The sequence below is a fragment of the Erysipelothrix sp. P66 genome, from assembly GCF_038682365.1.
Taxonomy (GTDB): Bacteria; Bacillota_I; Bacilli_A; order Erysipelotrichales; family Erysipelotrichaceae; genus Erysipelothrix; species Erysipelothrix piscisicarius.
Window position 1 is genome coordinate 1634411 of the sequence record NZ_CP152290.1, and the last position, 12888, is coordinate 1647298.

The following is a 12888-nucleotide window of genomic DNA, read 5'->3' on the forward strand; positions in this document are numbered from 1 at the left end:
CACCCTATCTATTGTCTGTACTCTATCTTTACGTTTACACAGAACATTACAATGTCTTGTGCAATTTGTCCTAGCATTTCTTCAAACATTTCAAATCCTTCAGTCACATAAGCCTGGAGCGGTTTATCCTGTGCATAAGAGCGCAAATGAATCCCTTCTCTCAACTTACTCATAGCATCGATATGATCAACCCATGATCGATCAATCATGTTAAGAACAACTTCTTTTTCAACACGAGTAAATTGATCTTGAACATCAGAAATTTTGGTTTCATATTTTTCCCATGCAGCATCCGTGATGATTGTTTGAATATCTTCTTGTGATGCTTTATCCAACGATGTTAGATCGAATGTGTCATCGATCAAACCAAGTTTGTCTAATGCTTCTACAAGTCCTTCCTTGTCAATTGAAAGATCTCTTGACTCTGTATTTGTATACGATGCGATGGTATCTGATACAACACGTTTATACATTTCTTTAATTATTCCATGAACATCTTCGTTTTCTAAAACGTAATCGCGTTGTTCATAAATGATTTCACGTTGTTGACGTAGTACATCATCATAATCAAGCAGTGTCTTACGAATGTCAAAGTTGACCCCTTCAACACGTCGTTGTGCAGCACTAATTTGTTTTGTAATTACTTTGTTTTCAATTGCTACATCTCCCAATTGACTATAAACATTTTCAAAACGCTCACTACCGTGACGCAGCATTAAATCATCTTCAAATGAAACGAAGAAACGGGACATCCCTGGATCCCCTTGACGACCTGAACGACCGCGTAATTGGTTATCAATACGACGTGATTCATGACGCTCACTACCTAAAACTGCAAGACCACCTAACGCTCTTGATTCTTCATCAAGTTTAATATCGGTACCACGACCAGCCATGTTGGTTGCAATTGTTACAGAACCTTTACGCCCTGCTTTTTCAATAATTTGTGCTTCACGAGCATGATTTTTCGCATTTAAAACTTCATGTTTAATCTTACGTTGTTTCATCATCATACTTAAGTATTCAGATGTTTCAACAGCAACAGTACCCACAAGCACGGGTTGTCCTTTTTCATTAAGCTCACGTACGGTTTCAATAAGGGCTTCAAATTTCGCCTTGCGTGTACCGTATACAAGATCTGGTAGATCTTGACGTGCAATCGGACGGTTTGTCGGAACTTCTAAAACACGCATGTTATAAATTTCAAGGAATTCTTCCTCTTCCGTTTTCGCAGTTCCGGTCATCCCTGAAAGTTTATTATAAAGTCTGAAGAAATTTTGATACGTTACGGTTGCTAACGTTACCGTTTCTTGTTTAATTGTTACGCCTTCTTTTGCGCAAAGTGCTTGGTGAAGTCCATCAGAATACTCACGTCCTTCCATCAAACGTCCTGTAAACTGATCCACAATCACTACTTCATTATCTTGAACAACATATTCAATGTCATTAAGCATAATGTAATTTGCTTTTAATGCATTATTGATATGGTGCACCAACGATGTATTATCAAGATCATAGAGGTTATCTACTTTAAAAGTGCGTTCTGCCTTTTCAACACCCGCTTCAGTAAGTTGGACTGTTTTTGACTTAACATCAATTACGTAGTCTGCACCTTCGCTTAGTTTTTTCGCAAATTTATCTGAAGATTCATACAACTTCGCACCATCACGTGCACCACCTGAAATAATTAAGGGTGTTCGTGATTCATCAATGAGAATCGAGTCGACCTCATCAACAAGCGCATAGTTTAAAGGACGTAAAACACGTTGTTCGACCTTTGTCACCATATTGTCTCGAAGATAGTCGAAACCAACTTCCGAGTTTGTCGTATATGTAATATCACATTCATATACCTCGCGTTTACCTGAAGGTGATAAAGCGCGCACGTTTATACCGACTGTAAGTCCTAAGAATCGGTGAATCTCACCCATCCATTCCGCATCACGTTGAGCAAGATACTCATTAACCGTAATAACATGAACCCCTTTACCCTCTAACGCATTAAGGTAAGTAGGCATAATTGCAGTTAATGTTTTCCCTTCTCCGGTCTTCATTTCCGCGATATCACCGCGGTGAAGAATTATAGCCCCCATGAGCTGAACAACATATGGAAATTCGCCAATAACGCGATATGCAGCCTCACGTGCAACAGCATAAGCTTCCACAAGAAGATCATCTAAAGTTTCCCCTTGCGCAATACGGTTTTTAAATTCATTAGTTTTTTCTTTTAATGCTTCATCAGATAGAGCTCGCGTCTCATCTGCCAATGCATCAATTTCATTTGCAATTTTTTCAATTTCATTTAAAATCTTACGATCGCCACTAAAAAGATTACTTAAAAATCCAGCCATAATTCAAGCCTCCATTCCTTGATATTGTAACACATAACGATTTCAGAATACATAACTAAAAAAGTTGGCATGACCAACTTTTTTACTCTAGATTCTCACAATATTATGTGCTTGCAAACCGCGATCGGATTCCACAAGTTCAAATTCAACGTCAGTACCCTCTTCAATGGTTTTAAATCCTTCCATAATCAGATGTGTGTAATGGAAAAATATGTCTTGGCCATCTTCTGCCGTGATAAATCCGAATCCTTTGTTTTTGTTGAATGTTTTAACTTTCCCCTTCATTGTACAGACCCTTTCTAAGCATATTTATATACTTTTAATTTCAATAAAATTATACGATAGAGGTACTTAAAAGGCAAGTGAAATCGCTTACTTATGGTTTGGTAACGTCCCCGCGAGGCAGAGTGCCTCAATCTGATTGACATAGGGACTGAGTTGACCTGCAATTGTTTCTAAAGTATTTCCAGTTGTTACAATGTCATCAATGATTAAAATTTTCTTTGTCTTTGTGTGTAGGACTTTTTCGAGTTGAATATGATTTCTGATCAAGCACCGCTGTTGCGCATTACATTGAGCTTGCTTTATGGGTGCCGTGTTGATGAGGTTGATTCCACTGCACTTGAGTCCGATATTTTCAACTAAATTTTCTAAATGATTTTTCTTACTACTTTTAGTTGTATTTTGGTGCGATGGCGCAATAACATAATGGTACCCTACATAATGAAGTCGAATCCAAAGTCGATGATATTCAAACAAATATCGTTTCAGATAATCATCATTATGAACTTTGTATCTTAGGATAAGGTTTCGAATAAAATCTCGATACTCAAACAATACACACGTTTTGACGGAAAGGTCTTCGCGGTAAAATTTCTTGATTCGTAGCTGGGCACAACAGCATGAACATAACAAATGCTGCCTTGGATGCATAACCGAATCAATGAATGGTTTCATTCCAATGCTCTTAAAGCAAATATCGCATGCTTGTTCGCACTGTCGATGATCTGTTTTGCCCTTTGCAAGGACGGTGTCAATTCGAGAAAAAAACACATACATACTCCTTTTTTGGATTCAAACCACGTTCTACGCGTCCAGCAATTTGTACTAAAGATGAAGTATTAAAAATTGGGTGATCTGCATAAAGTACAAATACATCACATTTTTTAAACGTTACACCGCGTTCGAGTACCGTTGTGCAAACGAGTACCCCTCCACATTCTCTAAAATGCTCCAAGACCACGTCACGATTTGTGGTCTGTGATGTAATCGAAGGCACACGTAATAATAACGATAGCACCTGCGCCAGCTTACGTGTTGGTACAAATATGAGCAAACTCTCTTTTTTGTTTTTTCGATACTCAATTAACATTCGTAGTATTGGAAAGAACGATTGAATATAAATTGGGACCGGTAAAAGTTTCCCACTGGGACGCAATGATGCATATAGATGTTTTACCTGCTTGGACTCGCATAAGGATTCAAGGTATGCATTACATGTTGCACTAAGATAGACGATACGTCCTTTACAAGCGTTCAAAACAAATTTAAGCAACAACGCATCATTTGCAAATGGGAAGGCATCCGGCTCATCTAAAATTAACAGATCAAATTGATGATCGTATCGATAAAGTTGATGCGTCGTACAAATAATAAGCGGTGCAATAACATCATCCGTTTTCCCACCACATACACATGCGACTTTGACAGTTTTAAAATACAATTGAAATCGTTCATACAACTCAAGCACAATTGCTCTGCGAGGAACTGCCCAACAAACACATTTCCCATCTCTCAGTAATTGTTCAATAAGGGGGACACAGATTTCTGTTTTCCCAGCACCACAAACCGCTTCTAAAAATACATCTTCCGTCTTAACCAATTCACACAAACGATTCGCAATATCGTTTTGATATGCTGTCAATTTAAAAGGAAGTGTACATATCGCATCATTGTTGGTTACAGACTCCTGCTGACATGACTCCAAATCCACGAGATATTGACTGTAATAAAGACATCTTCGGCATTTATCATTTTGAACGATGTAGCCACAACGGTCACAAATCATTTAAATCACCCAATAATAAGTATGGTGCGTGCTTAAATAAACCTAAAAAAAACCACTCTAAGAGTGGTTTTATATTATTTGTTAATAATTTCTTTACCTGCTGCTAAAACGGAAGCTAAGTTTTGTAAATCGGAAGGAACAATAATTTTTGTTGCTTGGCCATTTGCTGCTTTTTCAAACGCTTCAAAACTCTTAAGTTTTAGATAAGCGCTATTTGGATCAATAGATGCTAACAGTTGCGCCCCTTTAGATTGAGCGTCAAACACACGTTCCATAGCTTGGGCTTCCCCTTCAGCTTCTGTAATCATTGCTTCTTTACGAGCTTGAGCTCGAAGTACGGTTGATTCCTTTTCCCCTTCAGCAATCAGAATTGCAGAGCGTTTTTCCCCTTCTGCACGTAAGATTGACTCGCGTCGTTCACGTTCAGCACGCATTTGTTTTTCCATTGCTTCTTGAATATCACGTGGAGGAATAATGTTTTTAACTTCAACACGTTGTACACGAATACCCCAAGGATCTGTTGCTTCATCAAGAATTGCTCTCATTTTTGAGTTGATGATATCACGCGACGTTAAGGTTTGGTCTAACTCCAAATCCCCAATTATATTACGAAGCGTTGTTGCTGTAAGATTTTCAATAGCATTAATTGGATTATGAATACCGTATGTATATAATACTGGATCTGTAATTTGGAAATAGACAACCGTATCAATTTGCATTGTTACGTTATCTTTTGTAATAACAGGTTGTGGTGCAAAGTCTTGAACACGTTCCTTTAAAGAAACTTTATTGGCAACACGATCTACAAACGGCAGAATTAAATGCATTCCCTTATCGAGTGTATGACTGTAAGCACCTAATCGTTCAACAACATAGGCATTCGATTGCGGAATCACACGAATGCAATATCCAATAATGATTAATACTAATGCTAAAATGACTAAAAATAAAATTATTCCTGGCATGTTAAGCCTCCTCTACACTTTTCACAATTAATTTTACACCCTCTATGGCAATAACTTCAACACGTGTATGTGCTGAAATTGAAGATTGATCTGCCGTCGTTGCGGACCATTCCTCGCCATGAACCTTGATTTTTCCCCAAGAATCTTGGCTAATTTCTTCATTTAAAATAAATTGACGGCCAATTAAACGATCCGCATTCGTCGAAACAACATTACCTCTTAAGAGATTTTTAGTCATTGGACGAATCATAATTAATGCCGCAACACTTACTATAGCGAAAACCGCTAACTGTACTGCTACATTATCTGTTAAAAATGTTGTACCTAGTGCCGCAAGCGCACCAAATGAAAACCAAAGGGAAACCAAATTTCCAACCGTGATTACTTCAAGCACCAACATCCCTAAACAAACAATTAGCCATACCCAATCCATCGTTAATGTCATAGTATCACTCCCTCTTCATTTAGTGATGACAAATCAAATGTAAGAACACGTTCTTTTTTGTCATAATTCGCAATAACCTTCTGACCGTCAAGATTTTTCCCTACTTTAGCAGAGATTAAATCACACAACGCTTTATTATTTACCTTCGCATAACCTTTACCAATTGAAATTTTATGCAAATTCTCGACTGGATAGACATTCAGTTCAAGATCGCGTTTTGTAACTGGCTTAATGCCAACCTGCCCATCTTTTGAAAAACCAACCAAGACATACTGACTGTCTTTAAAATGAGATGATGCATTTTGATTTAATGTTAAACTTTTTTCAGTCAAAGTCACAACTTGAAGTTGTGCATTTCCTGTTACCCATTCAAACATAGCGACCTCCTTTACTTTTCAAATTATACCACTAATTTCACTAATTTCAATATTTTCACCAATAATTAGTGAAATAAAAAAACTGATCCCCTCGTAAAGAGAGTATCAGTCTTATTTCTACCAAGGTTTTATCGTATTACCTTCTACGAGATACGCATGCTCCGCATACTGTGCGAGTGGATCATCTGAATAGGAATCAGAATAGAAATCTTCCATCAGACCCAAATCATAAAATGCTTCCATACGTGCAACTTTTTCAGCACCCCAACAATTATGTTTGAGATTCTTCCCAGTTTTTGGGTCAACAACCGAAGCGATCAATTCAATACCTAATTCATCACAAATTGGTTCAAGCATAAACTCCGGTGATGCTGATATAATTAAATCATCATCACGTTTTTGTTCAAGATACCATGGTTTAATCTTATCACGGTGTTCATCCCAAAATTCTAAGACTCGTTTTCTAATATCAGGAATCGCCGTGAAATACTCATAAAAAACCGTTTTCATTTCTGTCTTATCAATCTTTCCACGTTTATAGTCAAGCGCTGCTTTGATTTGACGCGGCCAAAATTTCATAATCGATTTATCACGTTTTAAATTGTACTTATAGAAATCCATGGAACTATCCCCATCATAAATGGTCTTATCGAAATCATAAACATTCATTTATTCTGCCCCCTTTTCTACAGGATATACTTTTGGTTTTTGTTCTTTTTGAATCTGTCGTAGGCGTTTATACTTATCCTTCATTTTGATATAGACTTCTGCAGTCTGAAGACAATCTTCTGAACCTCGATGTCCCACTAAACGCTCAACATTAAAGTAAATACATAAAGTTTCTAATTTATGGTTCTTAGAATCTTTATTTAAAAGCCTTGAAACGCGGAGCGTATCAACGTAATCGTTATGCATACGTTTCCCAACAACATCGAGATAAGCATCATAAACAAGACCATAATCAAACATTACATTATGACCAAGAATAACATCAGTCCCAATAAACTCAACAAATTGTTCGATAACCTCATTTATTTTAGGTGCATCGGAAACCATTTCTTCGGTAATGCCAGTTAGCTCTACAACAAAAGGAAGAATTGAATTATCAGGTTTTACCAATGTGGAAAATGCATCGACTTGTTTATAATTTCGATACTTTATCGCACTTAATTCCGTTACGTCTTCAAACTTATTACTACGTCCTGTTGTTTCTAAGTCAATTACCGTAAAATTAGGAACAAACTTCAGTAGATTTTCTCCTACACTTCGCATTACAAATCCTCTTTTTCTAAATCTATTGTAGCACAATCAGTCTAAAACCACAGTTTTTTTATTATCAACCGCATACGCGAAACCCCTTTACGATTCATAAAGGGGTTTTGCATAATGTTATTATTTTGCGGAAGCTACCATTAAGTCAGCAACGCGTTTTGAGAATGTTACTGGGTCTTTAATAGGAAGTCCTTCGATTAGACATGCTTGATCATATAAGATGGTCGCAAAATCACCGAGTTCCTCAGGTTTGTTTTGATGAACATTTTCAAGTGCATCAAGCAGTGGATGTTCTGGATTAATTTCTAAAATCCGTTTTGCTTTCACGTGTTCCCCTTGATCAGGAATCGCATTCAACACTTTCTCCATCTCAAATGAAACACCCTCTTCACTGACGAGACACACTGGGTGATTTACGAGGCGAGTGGATAAGGTTACATCATCAACTTCATCCTTTAAAGTTTCTTTTAATGCTTCAATTAAAAGTTTATGCGTTTCTTTTTTCGCTTCAATTGATTTTTTAGTTTCATCATCAACTAAATCAAGGTCCCCTTGATTAATTGATTTGAAGGCTTTGCCCTCATACTCACGCAACATTTGAATTGCAAATTCATCAATCTCATCTGTGAAATAAAGTACTTCATAACCTTTTGAAACAACAAATTCAGTCTGAGGTAGATGAGCACATTTTGTTTCGTTTTCACCAGAAACATAATAGATTTCTTCTTGATCTTCTTTCATACGTTCCATATATTCTTTGAACGATACCAAATCATCACCCTGTGAACTCTTAAAGAGGACAAGATCCTTTAAGGCATCGCTTTTTGATCCGTAAGACGTGTAAATACCATATTTGATTGAAAGACCAAAGTTTTTCCAGAATGATTCATACGATTCACGATCGTTTTTCATCATTAGCTCTAGTTCGCTTTTGATCTTTCGTTCAATTCGTTTTGAAATCGCAGCAAGTTGTCGATCATGTTGTAGGATTTCACGTGAAATATTTAGATTTAAATCAGGTGAATCCACAAGTCCTCTTACAAATCGGAATTCTTCCGGAATTAAAGACTTGTTGTGATCCATGATAAACACGCCACGACTGTAAAGTTGGAGTCCGGGTTCAAAGGATTGTGAGTAGAAATCCATTGGAACATGTTTCGGAATAAACAGTAATGCATCGAAAGAAGGGTTTCCTTCAACTTTCATCTGAATTGTTTTAAATGGATCATCATAATCATGGAATTTATCTCTATAGAATTGATTTAATGCTTCCTCAGTAACATCATTTTTGGATCGTTTCCAAATTGGAATCATTGAGTTTAAAACTTCGACTTCGTCTTCTACTTTCATTTCAATTGGATAACGAATGTAATCTGAATATGTTTTGATTAAATTCTTGATTGTGTACTCATCAATAAATCGTTCATAAAATTCGTCATCCGTATTGTCTTTAATCTTACATACGATTGTGGTTCCGTGTTTTTCCCGTTCTGCTGCTTCAATTTTAAATCCATCTAATCCATCCGAGCTAAACTTATAAGCAGCTTCAGAACCATAAGCCTTTGAGATAACATCAACGTGATCACTTACCATAAACGCAGAGTAGAAACCCACACCGAATTGGCCAATGACGTCAACCGCATCATCACCTTCCTCAAGCGCTTTTTTAAAGGCATGCGAATCACTTTTCGCAATTGTCCCCAGATAAGTTTCTAATTCTTTTTCAGTCATACCAATACCATAGTCATGAATGGTTAAGGTACGGTTCTCCTCATCCAATTCAATTTCTATTTTTAGATCGTCTTTACTGATTTCAATCGAGGTATCCTGCAAAGATTTATAGTAAAGTTTATCTTCCGCATCACTCGCATTTGATATGAGTTCTCGTAAGAAAATTTCCTTGTTTGTATAGATAGAATTAATCATTAAGTCCAGTAGCCTTTTTGATTCAGCTTTAAATTGTTTTGTTCGAGCCATTCTATTCCTCCTTAGCACTCTAATTCGTTAAGTGCTAATATCATATCGCATTCTTGTATTTTGTCAACGGGTTTGAGAATTTTTTTAGTGCTTTAACCCTAATAATAAATAAGTCCATTAAAAAACCAGTCCTAAACTGGTTTTTTAACACCTACGTAACTGGAAAGATACTCACGTACTTCTGCGCTTGAATCACGATTAGTTAAAATCATTAATGTATCACCCGCACAAATAATACTATCTCCATGTGGAATAAATTCATGGTCTCCCCGACTTATCCCTGTCAAAAGACTTGATCTTGGCCAACTAACATCACGAACCATGCAACCGTCAAGAGCACTTTCAACGTGCACACACAGTTCAACAATAACTTTTTGACCGGTAATATTGGGTTCCCGTTCTCCCACCAAACGTTCCAACATCGCTTCATACACAGGTTCTCCCCCACATAAATCCGAAATGACATAAGCAACCAAAGAAACAACCGCCATCGGCATCAGTTGATCAAAATTACCAACCATCTCAGTGATTAGCACAATTGCCGTGAGCGGTGCTTTACCAATGGCGGTAAAGTACCCTGCCATTGCAATCACAATAAATGATTTTAAAAGGTTCGGATCGAAGCCAAACTGTGTCGTTAAAAATACACCATATATTGCCCCTAACAAGGCACCAAGAGAAAGAATTGGTAAAAATATACCTCCTGGTAGACCAGAACCATAAGAAATCATCGAGAATATAAATCTTAGAATAAAGATTGAAATGAGTGTGGAAAGGCCAAAAGGATTCTCCGCAAGAAGATGAATAATATCACTACCTCCTCCAATTAAGTGTGGATAAAAATAACCAATCGGAATTACGAGGATAAATGGAATAACTCCGTAAAAATATGGTGGCATTTTTTTGAGCTTGCTGTAGACCGTAGGTATCCAGAGAACGACTTTTTGGTAGATAAAGCCCGCTACACCTAAAAGCACACCTAAGAGCACTAAGAATCCATAATGCTTCAACTCAAATGTTTGTAAATATCCAAACGATAGGATTGGTCTTAAACCAAAAAAGTAAAGTGAAATAAAATTTGCTGTTGTCGTTGCCGCAAGTGTCGTTAGAAGAACAAGTGGCGAGAAATTATGATGAACCTCTTCCAATACAAACAACAACCCTGCTACCGGAGCGTTAAACGCCGCGGCGAGACCCGCTCCTGCTCCACTTGAGACCAATACCTTTTCAGACATCCTATTGCCTTTAAATCCTTCATTAACACCTTGTCCAACGGCTGCACCTAACTGAATCGAAGGTCCTTCTCTACCTAAAAAGAGCCCAGATCCAATAGCCAAAACACCCGCAACTCCTTTTCGCAAAACAATCGAGAGCCAATTCATGTGCATTACCCCTAATATTTGACCTTCAATTTGCGGAATACCACTGCCTTTAATCATTGGATCTTTTTTAATAAAGAGCCCCAAAACCATCGCAAGGATGATTGATGCGATAACCCAGAAAAGAATCATTTGAGGATTAATGTGTAAGAGTGCATAACCCAACTTCACAAGTCCTAACAATTCCTCAATAAGATATCGAAATAAACTGACAACAAGACCTGCGCAGATACCTACCAGTATTCCCTTACCAATAAAGGCTAAACGCGTCTTATCAAAATAATTAATAATCTGTTCTTTTTTCTTCAAAATGACAACTCCCAACTTTTTCTTCATTATCATACGCTTATGATGTTTTTCTGACAAGAATAAATAAAAAAAATAGATACGCATTTGTATCTATTTTACGACCTTGGTTTTCGATAATTTGTAATTTCAATATATTCCATACGTCCCGAATCAATATCAAATTTGAAAACACTTTTAGCTTTTTTAGTATGTTCAAATGTAATGTTTTTAAATCGTGCATTTTCATCTTCCGTGTAGTCCCCTAATTGTTCTATGATTGTTTCTTTGGGTGTTTCAAAGGAAATGCCTTCATGGACAATAATATCCACAGGATCATCATAATACGATTCACGATTTTCAGCACTTATCGATGCTACAAGCGTCTCTTCTAACATCTTTTCTTCATCTTCGGGATTAAAGAATGCAATCCAGATAATATTTCGATCTTTGCGTAAAGCATAACCATCTGTATAACTATTTGAAGCCAGGGAGATGCTTTCAATATCTGTTGTCGGAATCCATCCATCTTCAAATAAGGTTTGATACGATACTGGGAGTTGATACGCTTTCCCACCCAGTTTAAATGCAATGGTTTCATATGTATTCACAGGCGGTTCAACCACTTCCGGTTTTTCCGGCGTATCGCTGCAACCCGTTAAAATTAGTAATAGAACTAAAAAAACACTTAGACGTTTCATATATCCACCTCGTTATCGTCATAATATCATAAGTACAACCTTACTTAAAGATGTTGGAATCCTGATTTAAAACTTTTGTATAAATCCCTCTTAATTGTTCCCCAATCGCTTTAATACTGCGATCTTTCGCTACTTGATATCCTGCTTCAGTTGTAGAAGGCAAAGTTTGATCAAGACATCCTTGAATAATGCGGATAAAATCCTCATTACATTCACCCTTATAACAATTCTCACCATCCACAAGCCATGGATCGTATACGCCAATATTTCGAACAAGGGTTTGGCAATGTGCAGCCAATGCTTCCAAAACAACGATACCCTCTGTCTCTTCGTAAGATGGGAAAAAGAACAGATCAGCACACATATATGCCCCTTCAATAATATCGCCCGCAATATAACCAGGTAGTAAGACATTATCCGGTTTCTGTTTAATCGCATCACGAATCTTTTGTGTAACACTTGCAAGCGGAGTGTGACCAAACCAAATGAATGTTACCTCGGGCATCTTGCGAGCAACTTCCATAAAATCAGGCAATCCTTTGCGTTCAAAATAGAGTCCCACCGAAACCACTACAGGTTGACCTTCTTTAATCTTAAAGTACTCTCTAAATGCTTGAACCTTTTCATCACGATATTCAAATCGACTTAAATCAATGCCGTTGGAAATATCTTCAATTGGGATCGTGATTCCATATCCTTCAAGAATTCGCTTGGAATAGGGTGTTGGTGTCAAAATATAATCCCCCAACTTATAACTTGAAACAATATGTTTTTTAAAGAGTGGGGCAATTTGATTGGAAAACATAAATGAATTTCGGAAGTCTTCCTCGGTAGAATGGGCGTGATACACAACCTTTTTACCCCGACGATGGGCTTTACGTGCAAACATGCGTGCACCAAAATCCACAGTATTAATATGAACTAAATCATAGTCGTCTTGCGTGTTTGTTGTGAAATCGACTTTAGCTTCGGTCAATGCACGAACTTGGTGCTTCATTGCACGTCCAATTCCCGATTTACTAAATGCTTTCTCGCCCTTTTGATAGAGTAATATTTTCATGATTAACC

At 37.3% G+C, this 12888-nt stretch carries 13 protein-coding genes; all 13 read right to left on the reverse strand.

Going from position 1 to position 12888, the window contains the following annotated elements; genetic code table 11:
- Nucleotides 1-8: 8 nt before the first annotated feature.
- Nucleotides 9-2351, reverse strand: coding sequence for a preprotein translocase subunit SecA (gene secA / locus AAG186_RS08045; protein WP_342621609.1), 2343 nt, complete (start codon nucleotides 2349-2351; stop codon nucleotides 9-11).
- An 87-nt stretch (nucleotides 2352-2438) separates the two neighbouring features.
- A complete protein-coding gene (locus tag AAG186_RS08050; protein ID WP_342621610.1) occupies nucleotides 2439-2636 on the reverse strand; it encodes a cold shock domain-containing protein in 198 nt (65 codons plus the stop codon).
- 87 nt (nucleotides 2637-2723) lie between these two features.
- A complete protein-coding gene (locus AAG186_RS08055; RefSeq protein WP_342621611.1) occupies nucleotides 2724-3410 on the reverse strand; it encodes a ComF family protein in 687 nt (228 codons plus the stop codon).
- Nucleotides 3385-4419 (reverse strand): DEAD/DEAH box helicase, encoded by a 1035-nt coding sequence (locus AAG186_RS08060; protein ID WP_342621612.1) that lies wholly within the window; start codon nucleotides 4417-4419, stop codon nucleotides 3385-3387. Before AAG186_RS08060 ends, AAG186_RS08055 begins: the two co-directional genes overlap by 26 nt.
- 74 nt (nucleotides 4420-4493) lie before the next feature.
- A complete protein-coding gene (locus AAG186_RS08065; RefSeq protein ID WP_200549523.1) occupies nucleotides 4494-5384 on the reverse strand; it encodes an SPFH domain-containing protein in 891 nt (296 codons plus the stop codon).
- Nucleotide 5385: 1 nt separating this feature from the next.
- Nucleotides 5386-5829, reverse strand: a complete 444-nt coding sequence (locus AAG186_RS08070) for an NfeD family protein (RefSeq protein WP_342621613.1) — start codon at nucleotides 5827-5829, stop codon at nucleotides 5386-5388.
- Complete coding sequence (locus AAG186_RS08075) at nucleotides 5826-6206, reverse strand: hypothetical protein (protein WP_013853417.1); 381 nt, start codon at nucleotides 6204-6206, stop codon at nucleotides 5826-5828. The genes AAG186_RS08070 and AAG186_RS08075 overlap by 4 nt, the downstream gene beginning before the upstream one ends.
- A 117-nt stretch (nucleotides 6207-6323) precedes the next feature.
- A complete protein-coding gene (locus tag AAG186_RS08080) occupies nucleotides 6324-6875 on the reverse strand; it encodes a haloacid dehalogenase-like hydrolase (RefSeq protein ID WP_125164001.1) in 552 nt (183 codons plus the stop codon).
- Nucleotides 6876-7478, reverse strand: coding sequence for a 3'-5' exonuclease (locus tag AAG186_RS08085; protein ID WP_161636797.1), 603 nt, complete (start codon nucleotides 7476-7478; stop codon nucleotides 6876-6878). It lies immediately after the preceding gene.
- A 120-nt stretch (nucleotides 7479-7598) separates the two neighbouring features.
- Nucleotides 7599-9455, reverse strand: coding sequence for a molecular chaperone HtpG (gene htpG, locus AAG186_RS08090; RefSeq protein WP_342621615.1), 1857 nt, complete (start codon nucleotides 9453-9455; stop codon nucleotides 7599-7601).
- A 131-nt stretch (nucleotides 9456-9586) separates the two neighbouring features.
- Nucleotides 9587-11143, reverse strand: coding sequence for a ClC family H(+)/Cl(-) exchange transporter (locus tag AAG186_RS08095; RefSeq protein ID WP_342621617.1), 1557 nt, complete (start codon nucleotides 11141-11143; stop codon nucleotides 9587-9589).
- Between the two features lie 95 nt (nucleotides 11144-11238).
- Nucleotides 11239-11820, reverse strand: coding sequence for a membrane lipoprotein lipid attachment site-containing protein (locus tag AAG186_RS08100; RefSeq protein WP_161636800.1), 582 nt, complete (start codon nucleotides 11818-11820; stop codon nucleotides 11239-11241).
- 40 nt (nucleotides 11821-11860) lie between these two features.
- Nucleotides 11861-12880, reverse strand: coding sequence for a glycosyltransferase (locus AAG186_RS08105; RefSeq protein WP_342621618.1), 1020 nt, complete (start codon nucleotides 12878-12880; stop codon nucleotides 11861-11863).
- Nucleotides 12881-12888 lie beyond the last annotated feature (8 nt).